18 protein-coding genes and 1 tRNA gene are annotated in these 20,558 nt (G+C 64.8%); 9 read left to right on the forward strand and 10 right to left on the reverse strand.

Annotated features, from left to right (window positions below; translation table 11 throughout):
* Positions 1-277: 277 nt before the first annotated feature.
* The 7 genes from hflX to dusB form a co-directional block, all read right to left on the reverse strand.
* Positions 278-1,591, reverse strand: a complete 1,314-nt coding sequence (gene hflX, locus ACETPF_RS17705; protein WP_373935927.1) for a GTPase HflX — start codon at positions 1,589-1,591, stop codon at positions 278-280.
* Between the two features lie 62 nt (positions 1,592-1,653).
* Positions 1,654-2,136 carry an RNA chaperone Hfq gene (hfq, locus tag ACETPF_RS17710; protein ID WP_373935928.1) on the reverse strand — a complete coding sequence of 161 codons (483 nt, stop codon included), beginning with the start codon at positions 2,134-2,136 and terminating at the stop codon, positions 1,654-1,656.
* Between the two features lie 163 nt (positions 2,137-2,299).
* Positions 2,300-3,670 (reverse strand): nitrogen assimilation response regulator NtrX, encoded by a 1,371-nt coding sequence (ntrX, locus tag ACETPF_RS17715; protein ID WP_373935929.1) that lies wholly within the window; start codon positions 3,668-3,670, stop codon positions 2,300-2,302.
* Entirely contained in the window at positions 3,660-5,915 is a 2,256-nt protein-coding gene (locus tag ACETPF_RS17720; RefSeq protein WP_373935930.1) for a sensor histidine kinase, read from the reverse strand. The genes ntrX and ACETPF_RS17720 overlap by 11 nt, the downstream gene beginning before the upstream one ends.
* Positions 5,916-6,020: 105 nt before the next feature.
* On the reverse strand, positions 6,021-7,472 hold the full coding sequence (gene ntrC / locus ACETPF_RS17725; protein WP_373935931.1) for a nitrogen regulation protein NR(I): 1,452 nt from the start codon (positions 7,470-7,472) through the stop codon (positions 6,021-6,023).
* The gene (locus ACETPF_RS17730; RefSeq protein ID WP_373935932.1) at positions 7,472-8,581 is read right to left on the reverse strand and encodes a two-component system sensor histidine kinase NtrB; all 1,110 of its coding nucleotides are present in this window, start codon (positions 8,579-8,581) and stop codon (positions 7,472-7,474) included. Before ACETPF_RS17730 ends, ntrC begins: the two co-directional genes overlap by 1 nt.
* The gene (dusB, locus tag ACETPF_RS17735) at positions 8,578-9,600 is read right to left on the reverse strand and encodes a tRNA dihydrouridine synthase DusB (RefSeq protein WP_373935933.1); all 1,023 of its coding nucleotides are present in this window, start codon (positions 9,598-9,600) and stop codon (positions 8,578-8,580) included. The genes ACETPF_RS17730 and dusB overlap by 4 nt, the downstream gene beginning before the upstream one ends.
* Before the next feature lie 109 nt (positions 9,601-9,709).
* On the opposite strand from dusB, the gene ACETPF_RS17740 reads away from it, so the two are divergent.
* Entirely contained in the window at positions 9,710-10,876 is a 1,167-nt protein-coding gene (locus ACETPF_RS17740) for a bifunctional 2-C-methyl-D-erythritol 4-phosphate cytidylyltransferase/2-C-methyl-D-erythritol 2,4-cyclodiphosphate synthase (protein WP_373935934.1), read from the forward strand.
* A gap of 5 nt (positions 10,877-10,881) precedes the next feature.
* Positions 10,882-11,394 (forward strand): CinA family protein, encoded by a 513-nt coding sequence (locus ACETPF_RS17745; RefSeq protein WP_373935935.1) that lies wholly within the window; start codon positions 10,882-10,884, stop codon positions 11,392-11,394.
* Here the strand turns inward: ACETPF_RS17745 and ACETPF_RS17750 are convergent.
* Together ACETPF_RS17750 and lipA are read right to left on the reverse strand one after the other, a co-directional pair.
* Positions 11,346-11,816, reverse strand: coding sequence for a type II toxin-antitoxin system RatA family toxin (locus ACETPF_RS17750; RefSeq protein ID WP_373935936.1), 471 nt, complete (start codon positions 11,814-11,816; stop codon positions 11,346-11,348). The two genes, ACETPF_RS17745 and ACETPF_RS17750, sit on opposite strands and share 49 nt — an antisense overlap.
* Positions 11,817-11,823: 7 nt before the next feature.
* Positions 11,824-12,765 carry a lipoyl synthase gene (lipA, locus tag ACETPF_RS17755; RefSeq protein WP_373936054.1) on the reverse strand — a complete coding sequence of 314 codons (942 nt, stop codon included), beginning with the start codon at positions 12,763-12,765 and terminating at the stop codon, positions 11,824-11,826.
* A gap of 66 nt (positions 12,766-12,831) precedes the next feature.
* Between lipA and ACETPF_RS17760 the strand changes: the two genes are divergently transcribed.
* Together ACETPF_RS17760 and ACETPF_RS17765 are read left to right on the forward strand one after the other, a co-directional pair.
* Positions 12,832-13,470, forward strand: coding sequence for a carbonic anhydrase (locus tag ACETPF_RS17760; RefSeq protein WP_373935937.1), 639 nt, complete (start codon positions 12,832-12,834; stop codon positions 13,468-13,470).
* A 19-nt stretch (positions 13,471-13,489) separates the two neighbouring features.
* Positions 13,490-14,275, forward strand: coding sequence for an NYN domain-containing protein (locus tag ACETPF_RS17765; RefSeq protein ID WP_373935938.1), 786 nt, complete (start codon positions 13,490-13,492; stop codon positions 14,273-14,275).
* A gap of 163 nt (positions 14,276-14,438) precedes the next feature.
* Here the strand turns inward: ACETPF_RS17765 and ettA are convergent, their stop codons facing one another.
* Positions 14,439-16,124 (reverse strand): energy-dependent translational throttle protein EttA, encoded by a 1,686-nt coding sequence (gene ettA / locus ACETPF_RS17770; RefSeq protein WP_373935939.1) that lies wholly within the window; start codon positions 16,122-16,124, stop codon positions 14,439-14,441.
* Positions 16,125-16,226: 102 nt separating this feature from the next.
* Here ettA and ACETPF_RS17775 point away from each other — a divergent pair, with 102 nt between their 5' ends.
* The 5 genes from ACETPF_RS17775 to ACETPF_RS17795 all read left to right on the forward strand — a co-directional run bounded on the left by ACETPF_RS17775 (position 16,227) and on the right by ACETPF_RS17795 (position 20,337).
* On the forward strand, positions 16,227-17,600 hold the full coding sequence (locus ACETPF_RS17775) for a M28 family peptidase (protein ID WP_373935940.1): 1,374 nt from the start codon (positions 16,227-16,229) through the stop codon (positions 17,598-17,600).
* A gap of 156 nt (positions 17,601-17,756) precedes the next feature.
* Positions 17,757-17,969 carry a hypothetical protein gene (locus tag ACETPF_RS17780; RefSeq protein ID WP_373935941.1) on the forward strand — a complete coding sequence of 71 codons (213 nt, stop codon included), beginning with the start codon at positions 17,757-17,759 and terminating at the stop codon, positions 17,967-17,969.
* Positions 17,970-18,094: 125 nt separating this feature from the next.
* Positions 18,095-18,171, forward strand: a tRNA-Pro gene (locus ACETPF_RS17785).
* A gap of 158 nt (positions 18,172-18,329) precedes the next feature.
* A complete protein-coding gene (locus ACETPF_RS17790; protein ID WP_373935942.1) occupies positions 18,330-19,583 on the forward strand; it encodes a tyrosine-type recombinase/integrase in 1,254 nt (417 codons plus the stop codon).
* Between the two features lie 19 nt (positions 19,584-19,602).
* Positions 19,603-20,337 (forward strand): hypothetical protein, encoded by a 735-nt coding sequence (locus ACETPF_RS17795; protein ID WP_373935943.1) that lies wholly within the window; start codon positions 19,603-19,605, stop codon positions 20,335-20,337.
* Positions 20,338-20,558: the final 221 nt, after the last annotated feature.

Here is a 20,558-nt window from a genome sequence, read left to right on the forward strand (position 1 = left end):
CGTGCCTGCTACGTCGAATCAGATTTTCACGAGCTTGGGAATCCCCCGCGTGAGTCAGCCTCAACGCACCTTAGTATAAAAACAATGGCGCCTTTTCAAACACGTCTCGTTGCAGCCGCTTTGGCGTCGTGTGTCTTGGCGGGAACTGCGTTGGGCTGGTGGGCAAGGGGGCAAGCCATCATGGATGCGTGCCTAGATGCTGGAGGTCGATGGACATCACAGGGCGGCTATTGCGTAAAACCCGAGTAATGCCCGCCAGCAGCAGCAACCGCTTAAACTATCGTTCGCGCTTGGCAAAGCGCGCAAAGGCGGCGTCGGAGAGGCGGGCTTCGACGCGCTGTTCCTCGCCCTCGACATCGGCGGAGAGGACTTCGCCATGCTCGTGGAGCCAGGCGAGCGCCGCGCCGTCGGACAAGGGAATACGCAGGCCATAGACTTTCGCGCCGCGCGTCATGCGGTCGCTGATGGCGCGCTGAAGTGTGTCCACCCCCTCCCCTGTCAGCGCCGAGAGGATGACGACATCGTCCCGGCGGGCGGCGGTCTCACGGGCGAGCGCGCGGGCGTCCTCGTCCAGCAGGTCGAGCTTGTTCCACGCCTCGATAATCGGGGGTGCGTCCTCCCCCGCCGCTTCGCCCACGACATTAAGTTCGCCGAGCACGTCGAGCACGTCGTCGCGCTGGGCGTCGGTATCGGGGTGGGCGATGTCGCGGACATGGACGATGAGGTCGGCGGAGAGCACCTCCTCCAGTGTCGCGCGGAAGGCGGCGATGAGCTGGGTCGGCAGGTCGGACACGAAGCCGACCGTGTCGCTCAGGATCGCCTTGTCGAGGCCAGGCAGCGCGATCTGCCGCATGGTCGGGTCGAGCGTGGCAAAGAGCAGGTCTTCCGCCATGACGTCAGCGCCGGTCATGCGGTTGAAAAGCGTGGATTTTCCGGCGTTGGTATAACCCACCAGCGCGATCACCGGCCACGGCGCGCGTTGGCGGCGGGCGCGGTGAAGGCCGCGCGTGCGCGTCACCTGCTCCAACTCGCGGCGGATCTTCGCCATGCGATCGCGGATCATGCGGCGGTCCGCCTCAATCTGCGTTTCGCCGGGGCCGCCGAGGAAGCCGAAGCCGCCGCGCTGCCGCTCAAGGTGAGTCCAGCTGCGCACCAGGCGCCCGGCCTGATAATCGAGATGCGCCAGTTCGACCTGAAGCCGGCCTTCATTGGTGGCGGCGCGCTCGCCAAAGATTTCAAGGATCAGGCCGGTGCGGTCGATGACCTTGGCCTCCGTCGCCTTTTCCAGATTGCTCTGCTGGACGGGCGAGAGGCTGTTGTCGACGATGATGAGTTCGGCCTCTTCCTGCCGGGCGAGGGTCGCAATCTGATCGACCTGGCCGCTGCCGAACAGGGTCGCAGGCTTGCGGTCGCGCACGCGAAAGGCCTGCGCCGCGCGCACGTCAATGCCGATCGCGAGCGCGAGGCCGCGCGCCTCCTCCAGCCGGGCGTCGCTGTCGCGCCGGTCGCTATTGTGAGTCTCGGCATGGACGACGACGGCGCGCGCGCCGCGCGCCACTTCATCGTCGGAGTCGCGGTTGAAAATAGCCATGCAGGCTTAAAGCATCAGAGCGCGCGCCGGTCCACGCTTAGTAGCCCGGCGCGCCACGCAGATTAGTCGTCCTGCTCATTCTCGCCGCTGAGGTCGAGCGAATGGAGCGGCTGGACGGTCGAGATGGCGTGCTTGTAGACCAGCTGTACCATGCCGTCGCGCTCCAGCAGCATGCAGAACAGGTCGAAGGCCGCAATTTCGCCCTGGAGCATCACGCCGTTTACCAGGAACATCGTCACCGGGCTGCCCGATTTGCGGACGGCGGAAAGGAAGATTTCCTGAAGCAGCTTGGATTTCGGGTTGCCGTCGCTGGCCTTCCGAAGGTCGGTCAGGTCCATCGGCTGCGCCGGCATGACGGTGGAGATGGCGTGCTTGTAGACCAGCTGCGACTGACCGTCGCGGCGGAGCAGCACGGAGAAATTGTCGAACCAGGTGATGATGCCCTGAAGCTTCACGCCCTTGACCAAGAACATGGTCACCGGGGTCTTGCTCTTGCGCAGGCTGTTCAGGAAAATGTCCTGAAGATTGTTCACTTTATCGGCCATGGTCGTCGCCAGTCCTATTGTTGGCGGGACGTTACCCGCTCTCGCACCCTTAAGCAGGGCATCTTGCCCGCCCCCGCGTACCGGGGGCTGTTTCATTTCTACCGCAATTGCGAAGGGCCGTCCATGCCCTAGACGCGATGCGGCGAGATTTCCCTGCGGCCCCTTATTCCTTTCCGTCGGTGATCCCCAGCAGCTTCAATTTGCGGTGCAGCGCGGATCGCTCCATGCCGATGAAGGTTGCGGTGCGAGATATGTTGCCGGAAAAGCGCCGGATTTGGATACGGAGATATTCGCGCTCGAAGCTCTCGCGCGCCTCGCGCAGGGGGGCGCCCATGATGGCTGACTGGCCGATCCCCTCCCCGCCGCCGCCGCTGGTGAGTTCTGCCGGCAGCATGTCGAGCTCGATCCGGCCGATCCGGTCGCCGGGCGCCAGGATCATCGTGCGTTCGATGACGTTGCGCAGCTGCCGGACATTGCCGGGCCATTCATTGGCCTGAAGCGCGGCCATGGCGTCGCTCGCGATTTCGGGCGGGGCGACGCGGCGGTCGGCGGCGAAGCGGGCGAGATAATGTTCGACCAAGGGCGGAATATCGTCGCGCCGTTCCGACAGGGGCGGGATGGCAAGCGGCACGACGTTGAGGCGGTAGAAGAGATCCTCGCGGAACCGGCGCTCCTCGATTTCCTGCGCCAGGTTGAGCGCAGTCGAGGAGATGACTCGCACATCGACCTTCACCTGCCGCTGGCCACCGACACGGGTGAAGCTCTGGTCGGTGAGGACGCGCAAGATCTTGCCCTGCGTCGTCAGCGGCATGTCGGCGATTTCGTCCAGATAGAGCGTACCGCCATGCGCCTGTTCGAGGAAACCGGGCCGCACCAGGCCGCTCGGGTCTTCGATACCGAACAGCTCCTCCTCGACCCGGTCGGGGTCCATGCGCGCGGCAGCGACGATGATGAAGGGTGAATCCGCGCGGCCGCTCCAGCTGTGGAGCATTCGCGCCGCGATTTCCTTGCCCACCCCGGCCGGGCCAGAGATGAGCACACGGCTGCCGGTGCCGGCGACCTTCTTGATCGTGGCGCGGACACCGTTGATCGCGGCGGACGTGCCGGTCAATTCGTCGTCCTGACCGAAGCGCGCGCGCAGCACCTGGTTCTCGCGCCGCAGCCGCTCGGTCTCGGTCGCGCGGCTGACGAGGTGGAGCAGCCGGTCGGCCTCGAACGGCTTTTCGATGAAGTCGGCCGCGCCCTTGCGGATCGCAGCGACAGCGGTGTCGATATTGCCGTGGCCGGAGATCATCAGGACGGGGATGGAGGCGTCGCGCCGCTTGATCTCGTCCAGCAGTTCGAGACCGTCCAGTTTCGAGCCCTGAAGCCACACGTCCAGAAGCACGAGCGAAGGGCGGCGCGCGTCCAGCGCGTCGATCGCGCTGTCGCTGTTCGCGGCGGTGCGGGTGGCGAAGCCTTCATCCTCCAGCACACCCGCCACCAGATCGCGGATGTCCTCTTCATCGTCGACTATCAGAATATCAAGCGCCATTGGCCGTCACTTTTCCTTTGGGCAGGGCAATCACCTGCCCCTCTTCCAGTTTATCCAGCGCCCCCACGGGAAAACGCAGCGTCACACACGCGCCGCCACCGGGCGCATCGTCGAAGCGGATTTCCCCTAGATGCTCCTCAACGATCTTCTTGACGATAGCGAGGCCCAGACCCGTGCCCTTCGCCCGTGTCGTCATATAGGGTTCCAGGATGCGGTCGCGCTCGGGTGGCAGGCCGACGCCGTCATCCTGCACCCGGATGGCGATGTCGTCTCCGCTCTGCGCCAGCGTCATGACTACGCGCCCGCGCGGCCCGCCTTCGTCAGGAATGGGTTTGGGTTCAATCGCTTCCACTGCATTCTTGACGATGTTGGTGAGCGCCTGCCCCAGTTGCCGCCGGTCGCATACCATTTCAAGATCAGGAAGGTCGGTATGATATTCGAAGCGAATCGCGGGATGCGCGACCTCATGCAGGAACAGCGCGTGCCGAGCGATGTCGCCGATCGCCTCGCGCCGAAACACGGGCTTGGGCATCCGGGCGAAGGAGGAGAATTCGTCGACGATGCGGCGCAAGTCGCCCACCTGTCGCACGATAGTGCCTGTAAGGCGGGAAAAGGTCGCCTTGTCGCTGGTGATCTCCTCGGCATAGCGGCGCTGGAGCCGTTCTGCGGCGAGCTGGATCGGGGTGAGCGGGTTCTTGATCTCATGCGCGATGCGGCGGGCGACATCCGACCAGGCGGCGCGGCGCTGGTCGCTGAGTTGCTGGGTGATGTCGTCGAAGGTCAGGATATGGCCCGACACGTCGCGCGACAGCTTGACGGCCAGGGTGCGCAGGTCGCCATGCGCGCGCACCTGAACGATGCCGGCATCCTCTTCCGATGCGACATAGTCGGCCAGTTCCGAGGACAGGTCGGCGAGCGGGCGGCCGACCGGATCGTCCCCTTCTTCCGCCAGGATCGCCGCCGCGGAGGAATTGAGCAACTGGATCACGCCCTTCTGGTCGACGGAAAGCACGCCAGCCGTGACGCCCGATAGGATCGCCTCGATGAAAGCGCGGCGCTCGTCGAGCTGGCTGTTGGCGGCGACCAGCGCGCCGGTCTGCGCTTCGAGCCGCTGGGTCATGCGGTTGAAGGCCGACGCGAGCGTGCCGATCTCGTCGCGCGCCTGCGGGCTGCTGACGCGCGCGGAAAGATCGCCGGCGGTGATGCGGCGCGCGGCGGTCACCAGTTCATTGACCGGGCGGACCATCCAGTCGGCGACGGCGAGCGCGATATAGACGGCTATACCGACCAGCAGCAGCGAGCCGACGAACAACGCCATGTTGAAACGCAACTGAAGCGCGCGGGACTGCGCCGCGAACTGGTCATAATCGGCGATGACCTTCTGCGCCCGCTCGACGTTAGAGAAGGAGGTCGTGACGGCGTTTCGCGTGGCGTAGAGATAGACCTTGCTGCTGGGGTAGAGCAAAGTCACCGCCTCCACCTGATTGGGGCGGACGCGCACGACGATATTCTCGCCCTTGGAGAGGCGCTGGACCGCTTCGGGCCAGAGCATTTCGACGGCGGGGCGATTCTCAGGATCGACGGTGGCGGCGGTGCGGGCGATGCCGTCCTTGCCTACTTCGATGATCGCCGACCGGTTCAGCTTTCGCGTCACCACCTGATAGATGTAGCCCTCGGCGAAGCGGGGGCTGGAAACCGGCGATTCGCGCAGATAATCGCGCAAGTCATTCGCCATAGTGACGGTTTCGTCGCTGACCTCCCGCAAATTCTGCTCATAATAGCCGCGCGCCAGATCGCCTGCATTCTGGAGCATCCCGCGCGCGCTGTCCGAAAACCAGAATTGCACGCCATATTGGAACAGCAGCGATGCGAAGATCACCACCAGCAGCATCGGCACGCTGGCGACTATCGAGAAGATGGCGACGAGGCGAACATGAAGCTGCCCGTCGCTGCCGATCGCCGACTGGGCCGCGCGCCGCTTCGCCACGCGCCGGCCAAGCAGCACCAGCAGGGCGATGGCGGGAACGAGATTGGCAACCAGCAGGAGCGCGACGATCGGCGGTGTGAGCAGCGTATAGGATTCGCCGCTGCCCGAAAGCAAACGGTAGGTGAGCGCCGCCATGCCGACGAAAATCGCAAGCGTCACCGCCTCCACCAACGCCGCGAGCCGGCCGCCGCGCAGGAATGCCGGCAGGCGCCTTCGCCATGCCGGTGTCCGCCGGGGAATAGAGGTCGCACCGCTCATAGTGGCTTAGTTACAACAATGCCGTGCCCGCTCAAACACAGTTTTTGCCTGCAATGCATGGCGTTGGTCGAGCGGGATGATCGGTTCGTCGGGTGCAATGCCCTGTCAGGCGTTGTCATTCATCCGCAGCGCCAAGGGATCGAGGCCGTAGTCGGTCAGCTTCTTGCGCAGCGTGTTGCGATTGATACCGAGCAAAGCGGCGGCGCGAATCTGGTTGCCATCGACGCTCGCCAGCACTTCCTGCAGCAGCACCGGTTCGATGACGGCAAGCAGGTCGTCGTGCAACGCGCGGTGCGGCTGGGCAAGACCAATGCCGAGCTGCCGCCGCGCCCAATCACGGACGGCGTGGACAAGCTGGTCGGCGGGCGCGGCATGGTCGGCAGGCACGGCGTCGAAGGGCAGCATGTTCCGCAGCATGTCGGCGGTGATCACATTTTCGCGCGTCAGTACCGAAAGACGCTGCATCATGTTCTGAAGCTCGCGGACATTTCCGGGCCAGTGCCAGGCCATCAGCAGTTGCGCCGCCTCATCGGACAGGGTCTTGCGCGGCAGTCCCTCCTGCGCGGCGCGCTCCAGGAAGTGGCGGGCGAGCAGGATCACATCCTCCCGCCGTTCGCGCAGCGCCGGCAGGGCGATGGGAACGACATTGAGGCGATAATAGAGATCCTGCCGGAAGCGCCCGTCCTCGATCAGGATCGGCAGATCCTTGTTGGTGGCGGCGATGATGCGGACATTAACGCGAACGGGCTTGGACCCGCCCACCGTCGTCACCTCACCCGACTGAAGCACGCGCAGCAGGCGGGTCTGCGCCTCCATCGGCATGTCGCCGATCTCGTCGAGGAACAGCGTCCCGCCCTGCGCCTGCTCGAACTTGCCGGCGGTGCGCGCGTGCGCGCCGGTGAAGGCGCCCTTCTCGTAGCCGAACAGTTCCGCCTCGATCAGTTCGCGCGGGATCGCCGCCATGTTGATCGCGACGAAAGGCTTGGTGCGCCGCTGGCCCAGGCTGTGGATCGCTTCGGCCACCAGCTCCTTGCCCGTCCCCGATTCGCCCAGCACCAGGATCGACAGGTCGTTGGACAGGACGCGGGCGATGGTCCGATAGACTTCCTGCATTGCCGGCGATCGGCCGACGAGCGGCAGGCCATCATGCGGGATGCCCGGTTCGCCCTCCTCCGCCTGCGCGCTCTGCCGGGTGCCCAGCGCATCGGCGACTGCGCGGGTGAGTTCATTGAGGTCGAAGGGCTTGGGCAGATATTCGAACGCGCCCTTCTCCGTCGCGCGGATCGCGGTGTTGAGCGTGTTCTGCGCAGAAAGGATGATGACGTTGAGGTCGGGGCGATCGGCGATGATCTCTGCCACGCCATCTAGGCCATCGCCGTCCGGCAGCATGACGTCGGTGATGAGGATATCGGGCGCGAAACTCTGCATCAGCGCGGTGCGCTCACGGATCGAGGCTGCGGTCTTGACCTTGTGCCCCTGTCGCCGCAGCGCTTCGCCCACCACCACGCAGATGGCGGGATCATCGTCCACCACCAGGATCGCGCCGGTCTGGGGCATCAAGCGATCCCCATCGGCAGCAGCACGCGGAAGGTGGATTCCCCCGATTCGGCATCGCGCGAATATTGAACGAAGCCGCTCATGTCCCGCACCAGCTTGTCCACCAGGGCGAGGCCAAGCCCCTGCCCGTCGCGCTTGGCGGTGATGAAGGGGTTGAAAAGATGGTCGAGAATATGTTCGGGCACGCCGGGGCCGTTATCGATGACGAGGATTTCGATCGGCAGCACGGCACTGCCCTTGCCGCCGCCGACGACAACCGACACGCCGTGGCGAAAGGCGGTTTCGACGCGGATGCGGGGCTTTTCGACATTCTCCAGCGCCTCGGCGGCGTTCTTCAGCAGGTTGATCATCACCTGCACCAGCGCATCGTCGTTGATGTTGGCGAATGGCAGGGACGGGTCATAATGCTTTATGATACGAACGTTTCTTGCAAAACCGGCGGCGGCGATACCGGCGGCACGGTCGATCAGCGGATAGATGTTGCCCGGCGCGCATTCCAGCGTGCGATCGGTGGTGAAATCCTGCATCCGGTCGATGAGCGCGGCGATGCGATCGACCTCGTTGCAGATGAGCTGGGTCAGCGCGGCGTCGCGCCCCCCCTGGCTCGATTCGAGCAGTTGCGCCGCCCCGCGTATGCCCGACAGCGGGTTCTTGATCTCATGCGCCAGGATCGCCGCCGCACCCATGGCGGAGCGCGCCCCGCCCGCCGTGCCGCGATGCCCGATCTTGCGCGCCTGGCTCTGGGCATGGAGCGAGACGACGCGCCAGCCATCATGATCGCCGATCGGCGCGATCATCAGGTCGACCTCTGTCTCGGCCATGCGGCCGGCATGGACCTTGATATCATAGGCCGCGACCGCCTTGTTGCTGTGCCAGATGTCGAAGCGTGCGCCAGCTTCGGCGATGCGGATCGTGCGGGCGATGTCGCTGCCGACGATCGCGGAACGGGCCATGTTCAGAAGGGTTTCGGCCCGGACATTGGCATCGGCGATGCTGTTGTCGGGCCGCACCAGCAGCGTGGCGACGGGCAGCGCCGTCATTTGTTCGCCGAGCGTCGGGCCGTCCTGCGCCATCCGCAACGGCGGCGCGGACGTCAGTGCGCTCGTCATGCCGCCCTGCGCAGCTCCGCCGCGCTGGCGCCGCCGGCGATCAGCGGCTCGTAGAAGCGGGCGAGCATGTCGAGCACGACATCGGCCTCCGGCTGCTGATTGACGGCGTTGCGGAACTCGGCCGAGCCGGGCAGCCCCTTGGTGTACCAGCCGATATGCTTGCGCGCCATATTGACGCCGGTGTGCCTGTCATAGTGATCCAGCATCGCGTGATAATGCTCTATGATCACGCGATATTGTTCCTCTAGGCTGGGATCGGCGATGCGCGTGCCGTCGGTCAGCCAGGCCATGACCTGCCCGATGAGCCAGGGCCGGCCATAGGCGCCACGCCCGATCATGACGCCGTCCGCGCCGCTCTGGTCGAGCGCGGTCTCGGCGTCCTCGATCGAACAGATGTCGCCATTGACGATGACGGGCAGCTTCACCGCATCCTTGACCTTGCGGACGAAGGCCCAGTCGGCGGAACCCTTGTACATCTGGCAGCGTGTGCGGCCATGAACGGTAATGAGTTTCGCGCCCAGATCCTCTGCGATATGCGCGAGTTCGGGGGCGTTGAGGCTGGAGTGATCCCAGCCCATCCGCATCTTGACGGTCACGGGCACATCCACCGCCTCAACCGTCGCCTTGATGAGCGAGGCGGCGAGCGGCAGGTCGCGCATCAGCGCGCTGCCGGCGTCGCCATTGACCACCTTCTTCACTGGGCAGCCCATGTTGATGTCGATGATCGCCGCGCCGCGATCGGCGTTGAGCTTCGCGGCTTCTGCCATTTCGGTCGGCGAGCAGCCGGCAAGCTGCATCGAGACCGGTTCCTCCAACGGATGCCAGGCGGCCTTCTGCAACGACTGACGCGTCTCGCGGATCATTGCCGCCGACGCGATCATCTCGGTCACGTTGAGGCCGGAGCCATAGCGGCGCACGAGCGTGCGGAAGGGCATGTCGGTGACGCCGGTCATCGGGGCGAGCACGACCGGCATGTCGATGGTGACGGGACCGATGGCGATGGGGGAGAGGGTGCGCATGGGTGGACTATGATACTGCCTAAAAAACAGGCAGCGCTTAGCCGAAATCGGACGAGGGGGCAAGACACGGCCCCTTTCGGTGCGGCCTGTGAGGCGCTATGCGCGCCGCATGGCATCGCATCCCAAGATCATCGCGCTGATCGTCGCCGCCGGACAAGGCAGCCGGGCGGGTGGCGACACGGCCAAGCAGTTCCGCAAGATCGCTGGGAAAGCAGTGCTGGCCCACGCGCATGACGGGCTAGCCGCGCATCCGGCTGTGGAGGCTATCCATATCGTGCTGGGCCACGGACAGGAGACGGAGGCGCGCGCGTTGCTGGGCGACCGGGCGGTGGCCTCCTTCATCATCGGGGCAGACAGCCGGCGCGGATCGGTGCGCGCGGGGCTGGAAGCGATCGCGACGGCCGGCGGTGCGGACATCGTGCTGATCCATGATGCGGCGCGGCCGTTCTTGCCTGCCGCGGTGATCGACCGGCTTCTGGCCGCGCTGGAGACGGGCGAGGGTGCGATCCCTGCCCTGCCGGTCGCCGACACGCTGGTGCGCGGTGCGGACGGGGTGATGGGCGACGGCGTGGATCGTGGCGCGCTGCATCGGGTACAGACCCCACAGGCATTCCGCTTCGGCACGATCCTGGCCGCGCATCGCAGCTGGGATGAAGCCCGAGAAGCGACCGACGACGCGCAAATCCTGCGTGGATGGGGTCATGACGTCATGCTGGTGCGGGGCGATGAAAGGCTTGAGAAAGTAACCTACCCGCAGGATTTCGCGCGGGCCGAAGCGATGATGCCGCGCGTGACGCGGGTCGGCTTGGGCTATGACGTGCATCGACTGGCCGAGAACGAGTTATTATGGCTGGGCGGGCTGCTGATCCCGCACGACCGGGGGCTGGCCGGCCATAGCGACGCCGATGTGGCGCTACACGCTGTCGTGGACGCGATCCTGGGCGCGCTGGCGGAAGGCGACATCGGCAGCCATTTCCCACCGACCGATCCGCAATGGCGCGGCGCGTCGTCCGACAAGTTTCTGGCCTATGCGGGCGACCGCGTGGCGGCGCGGGACGGAAGGATCGAGCATGTCGACCTCACCATCATCTGCGAAGCCCCCAAGATCGGCCCGCACCGGGACGCGATGCGCGCCCGAATCGCTGGGATATTGGCGGTGCCGGTCGATCGTGTGAGCGTCAAAGCGACGACAACCGAGCGGCTGGGCTTTGCCGGGCGGCGCGAGGGAATCGCGGCGCAGGCGGTTGCCACCCTCTCCCTCCCCGCGCTATCCTGAGGCCCATGCCCGATACCATCCTGCCCGACCCGCTGGTCGAACTCGCCCAGAAGGTCATCATCGCCAACCGGCGCGCGGGACGGACCGTGGCGGTGGCGGAAAGCTGCACCGGCGGTCTGGTGTCGGCGGCGCTTACAGAGATCGCCGGATCATCCGACGTGTTCGAGGCCGGTTTCGTCACCTATTCCAACGATATGAAGGCTGAGCTTCTCAAAGTATCCCAGGACGTGCTGGAAACATTCGGCGCGGTCTCTATCGCGACCGCATGGGCGATGGCGCAGGGAGCGCTTAAGAAAAGCCATGCCAATGTCGCGGTCGCCATCACCGGCATCGCCGGGCCGGGCGGCGGGAGCGAGCAGAAGCCGGTCGGAACGGTCGTGTTCGCTCGGGCCGAGCGCGGGGCGGCGGCGGACAAGGTCGTGGCCGACATGCGCCATTTCGAAAATAATGGCAGGGGCGGCGTGCGGCTTCAGGCGGCGCTGTGCGCGCTCGAACTGCTATTGCCCGAGGGGGCGTAGAGCGCAGCCGCGCGTGCTTCGAACGCGCCGATCATCTTGCGAAGCGCCTTGTCGAAAAACTGGCCGGCGAGCATTTCGAAGATGCGATTCTTGAACGTGAACTCGACCTCGAAATCGACCAGCACCCCGCCCTGCCCGTCGTCGCGAAACTCCCATTCATTGTGGAGATGCTTGAGCGGTCCATCGAGATAATCGACCCGCACATGCCGCGGCCGTTCCTTGTGGACGCGCGAGGTGAAGCTCTCGCTGATCCCCTTGAAGCCCACGATCATGTCGGCGACCATCTCGGTCTCGCTGTCGGAGCGGACGCGGATTGCGCTCACCCAGGGCAGGAATTCGGGATAGGCGGCAACGTCCGCCACCAGATCGAACATCTGCGCCGGGCTGTAGGGAAGATGGCGGGTTTCGTTATGCTTTGGCATCGCTGCGTCAGACCTTCGCCGCCGCCTTGGCGAGCTGCGCTTCGCGGGCGGCGCGCATTTCGGCAAAGTCCTTGCCGGCATGATAGCTCGACCGGGTGAGCGGGCTGGACGCGACCTGAAGGAAGCCCTTGGCCCGCGCAATCCCCGCATAGGCGGTGAAGGCTGCCGGGGTCACGAACTCCATCACCTTGGCGTGCTTTGGCGTCGGCTGAAGATATTGGCCCATGGTCAGGAAATCGATGTCGGCCGAGCGCATGTCGTCCATCACCTGATGCACCTCCAGCCGCTCTTCGCCTAGGCCCAGCATGATGCCCGACTTTGTGAAGATCGACGGATCAAGCTTCTTCACCGTCTCCAGCAGCCGCAGCGAGGCATAATAGCGCGCGCCGGGACGGATGGTGGGATAGAGGCGCGGAACGGTTTCGAGATTGTGGTTATAGACGTCCGGCCGGGCGGCGACGATCATCTCGACGGCGCGTTCGTGCTTGTTGCGGAAGTCGGGGGTCAGGATTTCGATCGTCGTCTGCGGCGTCGTGCGGCGCAGCGCCTCGATCACCTTGACGAACTGCGACGCGCCGCCATCGGGCAAGTCGTCGCGGTCGACCGAGGTGATGACGATATGTTCAAGGCCCATCTCCGCCGATGCGTCCGCCAGATTCTGCGGCTCGTTGACATCAACCTTTCGTGGCATCCCGGTCTTGACGTTGCAGAAGGCGCAGGCGCGGGTGCACACGTCGCCCAGGATCATGACCGTGGCGTGCTTCTTGGTCCAGCATTCGCCGATATTGGGACAAGCGGCTTCCTCGCAGACCGTCGCCAGCCCCTTTTCCCGCATGAGCTTTCGCGTCTCATGATAGCCGGGGCTGGTCGGCGCCTTGACGCGAATCCAGTCGGGTTTGCGGGCGCGTTCCGGCTTGGCGGGAACGGGAAGCGGGCTGATGTCGTTCATGGCCTCCAGATAGCGATCCACGGCGGCTCTTGCCAGCCCGGAGTTGATGAGGCAGAGCGACGACCCATGACCGACTTTACCGACATGCTGGCAGGCTACCGCCGTTTCCGCGACACCGGCTGGGCGCAGCAACGCGAACGCTGGGACGAGCTGAACGAAGGGCAAAGCCCGCGCGTCATGGTGATCGCCTGTTCCGACAGCCGGGTCGATCCGGCGCAGATATTCGACACCAGCCCCGGCGAAATCTTCGTCGTACGGAATGTCGCGGCGCTGGTGCCGCCGTTCGAGACCACGCCGGGCCTGCATGGTGTGTCGGCGGCGCTGGAATTTGCAGTCCAGGTGCTGAAAGTCGGCGAGATCGTCGTCATGGGTCATGGCAAATGCGGCGGCTGCAAGGCGGCGCTCAGCCACGACCTCAAGGATGCGCCTCCGGGTGAAGGCGGTTTCGTTCACAACTGGATCGGGCTGCTCGATCCGGCTCGCGAAATCGTCATCGACCAATATGGTGAAGATCGCAGCCGCGACGCCGAACGGGCGATGGAGCAGGAAGGCGTGAAGGTCAGCCTAGCAAACCTCCGCACCTTCCCCTGTGTCCGGCAAAAGGAGAAGACGGGCGAATTGAAGCTCGTCGGCAGCTTCTTCGCCATTTCGGACGGACAGCTACACCTGCTGGACGAAGCGCGCGGGACGTTTTCGCCCGCCTGAGATATAAGGAGGCGGCATCATGGCGGCACGACAGGAAGGCCGCGGCAACATCGCCCTGCTCATCGACGCGGACAATGCGTCGGCGGCGCATTTCGATCCGGTGATGACCGTGCTGGCGGAGTTGGGCACGGTGAATATCCGCCGCGCCTACGGCAATTGGAGCAAGGCCACGCTCAAGACCTGGGCGGCTCTGTCGGTCGCGCAGGCGATCGAGCCGCAGCAGCAGTTCGATCTGACCAAGGGCAAGAACGCCACCGACATGAAGATGACGATCGACGCCATGGACCTGCTGACCAGCGGGCGCGTGGACGGGTTCGGCCTCATGTCGAGCGACAGCGACTTCACCCCTTTGGTCACTCGGCTGCGGCAGGACGGCATTCCGGTTTACGGTTTCGGCAACGCCAACACGCCCGAGGGTTTCCGCCGCGCCTGCACCCGGTTCATCGACGTTGCGGCGCTGAAGCCCGCCGAGGTGCCGGCTGCGAAGAAGGCGAGCGGGTCGCGAACGAAAACGCCTGCGGCCAAAGCCGAAGCAGGTTCCAGTCCATCGCCCACGTCCGCTGCGCCAGGAAACACCGTCGATCCCGAAGTCGTTCGCCTGCTGATCGACGCCTATGACGAAGCGAAGCGCGACGAACGCGGGTTCGTGGCGCTGGGACCAGTCGGACAGCGGGTCGGCAACCGGTCGAGCTTCGACGTCCGCAACTATGGCTATAAGCGATTGTCGGACCTGGTCGCGGCGATCCCCAACTTCATCACCGAAGTGCGCGAGGGCGGACAGACCTGGATCAAGCGGGTCCGCTAAGTCGCCGCCAAATCAAAAAAAGGGCCGATCCAAAAGGACCGACCCGGAAGTTTTAGGAGAGGACGCCTGAAAGGCCCTCCCCATATGGAATGGTAGCGCCACCATCGCAAGTGCGGAATCGCTTTTCGCGGTTGCAAAAATTGCAATCGCACACTGGAAAGGCTCAGCGCGTCAATTTTTTGTAGGCAAGGCGGGTTGGACGGTCGGCCGCATCGCCCAGGCGGCGACGCTTGTCTTCCTCATACATCTCGAAATTGCCTTCGAACCATTCGACATGGCTGTCGCCCTCGAACGCCAGGATATGCGTGGCCAGACGATCGAGGAAAAAGCGGTCGTGGCTGATAACCACGGCGCAGCCCGCAAAATTCTCGATGGCTTCCTCCAGCGCCGCCAGCGTTTCCACGTCGAGGTCGTTGGTCGGTTCGTCGAGCAGCAGAACGTTGCCGCCCTTCTTCAGCATCTTGGCGATGTGGACGCGGTTGCGCTCGCCGCCGGACAGCTTGCCGACATTCTTCTGCTGGTCCTGGCCCTTGAAGTTGAACGCCCCGACATAGGCGCGCGTCGACATGTCATGGCCGTTGACCTTGACATAATCGAGCCCGTCGGAAACTTCCTCCCAGACATTCTTTGACGCGTCCAGATGGTCGCGGCTCTGGTCGACATAGCCCAGACGCACGGTCGAACCGATGTCGATTTCGCCCGAATCCGGGGTTTCCTGTCCGGTGATGAGCTTGAACAGGGTGGATTTGCCCGCGCCGTTCGGCCCGATCACGCCGACGATGCCGCCGGGCGGCAGCATGAAGGACAGATTCTCGAACAGCAGCTTGTCGCCATAGGCTTTCGAGATGTTCTTCGCCTCGATCACCTTCCCGCCCAGCCGCTCGGGCACCTGAATGACGATCTGCGCCTTGCCCGGCGTGCGGTTTTCCTGGGAAGCGACAAGCTGCTCGAACTTGGCGATACGCGCCTTGGACTTGGTCTGGCGCCCCTTCGGTCCCTGCCGGATCCACTCCAGCTCGTCCTTGATCGCCTTCTGCCGGCCCGATTCCTCGCGTGCCTCCTGCTCCAGCCGCTGCGACTTCTTCTCCAGATAGGTGGAGTAGTTGCCTTCGTAGGGGAAATATTTCCCGCGATCGAGCTCCAGGATCCAGCCCACGACATTGTCGAGGAAATAGCGGTCGTGGGTGATCATCAGCACCGCGCCCGCATATTCCTTCAGGTGATTTTCCAGCCAGGTGACGCTTTCGGCGTCCAAATGGTTGGTGGGTTCGTCCAGCAGCAGGATGTCGGGTTTCTGGATCAGCAGGCGGGTGAGCGCGATGCGGCGCTTTTCACCGCCCGACAGATTTTCGACCGCCCAGTCCGATGGCGGGCAGCGCAGCGCTTCCATTGCGATTTCAAGCTGATTGTCGAGCGTCCACCCATCGGCGGCGTCGATCGCCTCCTGAAGCGTGCCCATCTCCTCCATCAACGCATCGAAGTCCGCGTCCTCCGGCGGATCGGCCATGATCATGCTGATCTCGTTGAAACGGTCCAGCTTGTCCGCCATGTCCCGCGCGCCGTCCTTGACGTTTTCCAGCACGGTCTTGGTGGGATCGAGCTGAGGTTCCTGTGGCAGGTAGCCGACCGTGATATTCTCGCCCGGCCATGCTTCGCCGGTGAAGTCGGTGTCGATGCCGCCCATGATCTTCATAAGCGTCGACTTGCCCGCGCCGTTGGGGCCGACGATGCCGATCTTGGCGCCGCGGTAGAATTGCAGATTGATGTTGGCGAGCACCGGCTTTTGCGCGCCGGGGAAGCTCTTCGTCATGTTCTTCATGACGTAGGCATATTGCGAGGATGCGGACATGGTTCGCGCAAGGCTCCAAGAGAGGAAATGACGTAGCTGCGCGGCAGTTAGCCGAGGGCAAGCGCATTGGCAAATGGCGACGCGGGGGGTAAGCCGTCAGTCATGCACAAAATCCGCTCAGCCCCGCTTGCCGCCCTCCTCCTCGGCGGCCTTTCCGCTCCCCTTCCCTCCCTCGCCGCGTCCGGCGACGTTGCCGCGATTCGCGACGCCGCGCTCCAGGACAACGTCGCCTATGCCTTTACCGAAGGGCTGACGACCGAGGTCGGCCCCCGCCCCGCCGGCACCCCGCAGGAGGCGCGCGCGCGCGACTGGGCGGTGGCGCGGCTGAAGGCGCTGGGCTTCGCCAATGTGCGCGCCGAACCCTACACGATGCCGGTGTGGGTACGCGGGCGCGAGGAAGCGCGCATCCTCTCGCCCTTCCCGCAGAATTTGGTGCTGGCGGCGCTGGGCAACAGCGGATCGACCGGCGAAAAGGGACTTGAAGGCGAAATCGTCTATTTCCCGAGCATCGCCGATCTTGAGGCCGCACCCGAAGCGGCGGTGAAGGGCAAGATCGCCTTCGTCGATCATGGCATGACGGCGACGCAGGACGGTTCCTCCTACGGCTATTTCGGCGCGGCGCGGCGGCAGGGGCCGAGCATCGCGTCGAAGAAGGGCGCGATCGCCATATTGATCCGCTCGATCGGCACGGACCATCATCGCGTAGCGCATACCGGCGTGCAGACGTGGGCCGAAGGCGCAAAGCCGATCCCTGCGGCGGCGCTCTCGGTGCCCGACGCCGAGCAACTCGCGCGGGTAATGAAGCGCGGGCAGCCGGTGCGGGTGGCGCTGACGCTCACCTCCAAAATGCTGAAGGACCAGCCTTCGGGCAATGTCATCGCGGAAATCCCCGGTAGCGATCCCGCAGCGGGGGTGGTCGTCGCCGCCTGCCATCTCGACAGCTGGGACCAGGGGACCGGCGCGATCGACGATGCCACCGGGTGCGGGATCGCGGCGGCCTCGGCGCTTCAGGTGGCAAAGGCGGGTCAGCCGCGCCGCACCATCCGCGTGCTGATGGCCGGCGCGGAGGAAGTGGGGGGCGATGGCGCGCGCGCCTATTTTGCCGCGCACGGGAAGGAGAAGCACGCGCTGGCGCTGGAATCGGATTTCGGCGCCGACCGCGTCTGGCGGGTCGATTTCAAATTGCCCGCTGGCCATGACGCGCTGGCGACCCGCATCAGGCAGGGCCTCGCCCCGCTGGGCGTCGGTTCCGGCACCCAGGACGCCGGTGGCGGGGCGGACATCGCGCCGCTGGTGAAGGCCGGCGTGCCGGTCATCGATCTCCAGCAGGACGGCACGCGCTATTTCGATCTCCACCACACCCCCGACGACACGCTGGACAAGGTGGACCCCGAACAGCTGCGGCAAAATGTCGCCGCATGGGCCGTCACTTTGTCGCTGGTCGCGAACGCGCCAGAAACATTGAGCGCTAACTGAACTTTTATAGTAGACAACGATCCGTCGCGTGATTCTGCCGCTTCACCGACGCAGAAAAGCATTGATTTGTGCATCGCACACGTTAATGCGGGTCGCTCGCGTAGGGCCACTCTGTAACGTGCCAGACGCGGCATAATGCTATGGGAGCCGTACACAATGAAGAAGATCGCTGTTGTTTTCGCTTCGGCCAGCCTGATGGCCCTCGCCGCTTGCGGTGAGAAGCCGGCCAACGAGACCGCGAACGCTTCGAACGCCGTCGTCGAGAACGTCGTCGAGAACGCCACGAACGCTGCTGACAACGCAATGAACGCCGCCAATGCGGCCGACAACGCTGCTGCCGTCGCGAACAACGCCGCGAACGCGATGTAATCTTCGCGAAAGCGGGATTTTCGAAGGGCGGGTCGCGCTGGTCGCGGCCCGCCCTTTCCATTTTCGGGCTTTATGCGGATGGCGATTGACGGATCGCCCGTCGCCCCGCTAAGGCCCGCGAGCGCCGGGGAGTAGCGCAGTCTGGTAGCGCGCCTGCTTTGGGAGCAGGATGTCGCAGGTTCGAATCCTGTCTCCCCGACCACCCACCCTTTCCATCGCTTCTCATAGATGTTCAAAATCGAACATTACCCGGGTCATCCCTCCGATTTAGCTTGTCAAGGCTTCTCACGGATTGCCATTTAAGCGCATGGTTCGGGGAGTCATCAGCGGGGCATCGCGCGGCGGTGCGGGAGTCATCGGGTGCTGACCGATGCCGTGTGCCGGACGGCGAAGGCGGCCGAGTCCGATTACAAGCTGACCGACGCGCTTGGGCTGCATCTCTATGTCACCAAGGCGGGCTACAAAAGCTGGCGGCTGGCCTACAGCTATCTGGGCAAGAAAAAGCGGATCGTCTTCGGCCCCTACCCCGCCATATCCTTGAAGGACGCCCGCGAGATGCGGGACGAGGCGCGACGATTGCTCGCGCGGGGCATCGATCCCGCGATCGACAAGCATCAGCGCAAGGCGGCATCGCTCGCCGCAACGGCAACGACCGTAGAGATCGTGGCGAGGGCTTGGTTTCACGAACGCTCGGCCATGTGGAGCCGGTCACATTCGGATCGGACGCTGAACCTGCTGGAACGGGAAGTCTTCGCGCCGATCGGCGGACTTCCGATCACGGCCGTGACGCGACCGATGATCGTGCAGCAGGTCAAGAAGATCGAGGCGCGCGGCGCACTGGAAATGGCGCGGCGATATCGCACGACCCTGTCCTCGGTTTTCGACTATGCCAAGGGCATGGGCTACGCGCTGGAAAACCCGGCGGCGGATGCCATCCCGGTGAAGACCGCGCCGCTCAGACGCCATCCGGCGTTGACGCAGATCGAGCAGCTGCGTGCGATGCTGTGGAAGATCGAGAATGCGTCCGGGCACCCGATCCCCAAGCTTGCCTCGCGCCTAACAGCGCTGACGGCGGTGCGCCCCGGCGTCGTCCAGGCGACGCCGTGGACCGAACTGGTGGATCTGGATCCCGAGGAACCCACCTGGATCATCCCGGCAGCGCGCATGAAGCTGACGGTTCAGGAGAAGCTGCACAGCCTGATGGAGCATCCGGTGCCGCTAGCCCGGCAGGCGGTGGAGCTGCTGGCGACGCTGCGCCTTCTGACGGCGCATTCGCCATATGCCTTCTGCAGCCCGAACAGCCCGCGCAAGCACATCACCGACGTAGCCGTGTCCAAGCTGTATCGGAACGCGGGCTTCGCCGGCCAGCATGTGCCGCATGGATGGCGCAGCGCCTTCTCCACGATCATGAACGAGATCGCGATGAAGGAGGAACGTCCCGGCGATCGCGTCGTCATCGACCTCATGCTGGCGCACCGCCAGCCCGGCATCGAGCCGATCTACAACCGTGCAGCCTACATGAAGCGCCGGCGCGAGATCGCGCAGGAATGGGCCGACCTGTTGCTGCTCGGCTTTCCCCCCGTTTCGTCCGTCCTGATGACGCCGCGCAAGTAGCGCGCCGGGAGGCGCGGGCATGAGCGCCGCGTCCGAAGCCCGCGCCATCGCGCGGGAGGCACGTAAGCTGATCAGGGATGCCGGCGGCAAGCTCGGCGGCAAGCGCCGCGGCGCCGACCCCGTCTGGCGGCACAGCTTCGACGTCGACAGCCGACAGGCGGATGTCTTCCGCCCGATCGCCGACGGCACGATCGCCGGCGGCCATGCCTGGGCCGACGACTATCTCCGGCTCGCCAAGGAGTATGACGTCATCCACAAGAAGAAGGGCGAGCGCAGCCCGCTGATGGCGAACGGCATTCGGGTACTGGAAGCACTCCTCCGCAACTTCCTGGACTTCAAGACCGGCCAGCTGGACCCCGCGATCACCGCGCTGATGAAGGTCACCGCCCTGTCGAAGAACGCCGTGGTCGACGCGCTTAGGCGCCTGCGCGAACATGGCTTCCTGGACTGGGTCCGCCGCAGCGAGAAGACGACCAACGTCGGCGAGGCCGGCCCGCAGCGGCAGCAGGCCACCAACGCTTATCACTTCGATATCGGCCGTCTCGGCCGTGCCCTGGGCGACGCCGGCAAGGCGGTAAAGGCCCGATTCCTGAACCTGCGCGAGGCGCGCCGCCGCCGCGCTGCCGCCACCCCCGCCCCTGCCAAGCAGCAGCCCCCTGCCCCCTCGTTGGCCGCAAAGCCGATCGACGCCGCCCTGGAGGCGGCGCTCAACCGCATCGAAGCCGCAGGAGAGGCGCGAGTTTGGAAATCATGATGTTTACCCACACAGGGGTTTAAAGGGAGAAGGACTGCCTTCGGCAGGCGCTGGTAGCGAACTACGACGCACCCCCACACGCAGATTCAACAGCCACGGCGCTTCACCGCGCTGTAGGGGGCGGGGAGGCTTTGGCCTCCCCGCTTGGCTTCCCAGGGGCGCCAAGAGGTTGGGATGGCGTCACTATTCTAAGGGTCCGCTAAGCTGACAGGCGGTGCAGC

It is taken from the genome of Sphingobium agrisoli, assembly GCF_041877245.1.
In the GTDB taxonomy this organism is placed as follows: Bacteria; Pseudomonadota; Alphaproteobacteria; order Sphingomonadales; family Sphingomonadaceae; genus Sphingobium.

What these genes read in the sequence shown, in the direction of transcription:
- hflX (WP_373935927.1), bottom strand. Translation starts at nt 1,591, where the DNA reads ATGGCTATTTTCAACCGCGACTCCGACGATGAAGTGGCGCGCGGCGCG.
- hfq (WP_373935928.1), bottom strand. Translation starts at nt 2,136, where the DNA reads ATGGCCGATAAAGTGAACAATCTTCAGGACATTTTCCTGAACAGCCTG.
- ntrX (WP_373935929.1), bottom strand. Translation starts at nt 3,670, where the DNA reads ATGGCGCTTGATATTCTGATAGTCGACGATGAAGAGGACATCCGCGAT.
- ACETPF_RS17720 (WP_373935930.1), bottom strand. Translation starts at nt 5,915, where the DNA reads ATGAGCGGTGCGACCTCTATTCCCCGGCGGACACCGGCATGGCGAAGG.
- ntrC (WP_373935931.1), bottom strand. Translation starts at nt 7,472, where the DNA reads ATGCCCCAGACCGGCGCGATCCTGGTGGTGGACGATGATCCCGCCATC.
- ACETPF_RS17730 (WP_373935932.1), bottom strand. Translation starts at nt 8,581, where the DNA reads ATGACGAGCGCACTGACGTCCGCGCCGCCGTTGCGGATGGCGCAGGAC.
- dusB (WP_373935933.1), bottom strand. Translation starts at nt 9,600, where the DNA reads ATGCGCACCCTCTCCCCCATCGCCATCGGTCCCGTCACCATCGACATG.
- ACETPF_RS17740 (WP_373935934.1), top strand. Translation starts at nt 9,710, where the DNA reads ATGGCATCGCATCCCAAGATCATCGCGCTGATCGTCGCCGCCGGACAA.
- ACETPF_RS17745 (WP_373935935.1), top strand. Translation starts at nt 10,882, where the DNA reads ATGCCCGATACCATCCTGCCCGACCCGCTGGTCGAACTCGCCCAGAAG.
- ACETPF_RS17750 (WP_373935936.1), bottom strand. Translation starts at nt 11,816, where the DNA reads ATGCCAAAGCATAACGAAACCCGCCATCTTCCCTACAGCCCGGCGCAG.
- lipA (WP_373936054.1), bottom strand. Translation starts at nt 12,765, where the DNA reads ATGAACGACATCAGCCCGCTTCCCGTTCCCGCCAAGCCGGAACGCGCC.
- ACETPF_RS17760 (WP_373935937.1), top strand. Translation starts at nt 12,832, where the DNA reads ATGACCGACTTTACCGACATGCTGGCAGGCTACCGCCGTTTCCGCGAC.
- ACETPF_RS17765 (WP_373935938.1), top strand. Translation starts at nt 13,490, where the DNA reads ATGGCGGCACGACAGGAAGGCCGCGGCAACATCGCCCTGCTCATCGAC.
- ettA (WP_373935939.1), bottom strand. Translation starts at nt 16,124, where the DNA reads ATGTCCGCATCCTCGCAATATGCCTACGTCATGAAGAACATGACGAAG.
- ACETPF_RS17775 (WP_373935940.1), top strand. Translation starts at nt 16,227, where the DNA reads ATGCACAAAATCCGCTCAGCCCCGCTTGCCGCCCTCCTCCTCGGCGGC.
- ACETPF_RS17780 (WP_373935941.1), top strand. Translation starts at nt 17,757, where the DNA reads ATGAAGAAGATCGCTGTTGTTTTCGCTTCGGCCAGCCTGATGGCCCTC.
- ACETPF_RS17795 (WP_373935943.1), top strand. Translation starts at nt 19,603, where the DNA reads ATGAGCGCCGCGTCCGAAGCCCGCGCCATCGCGCGGGAGGCACGTAAG.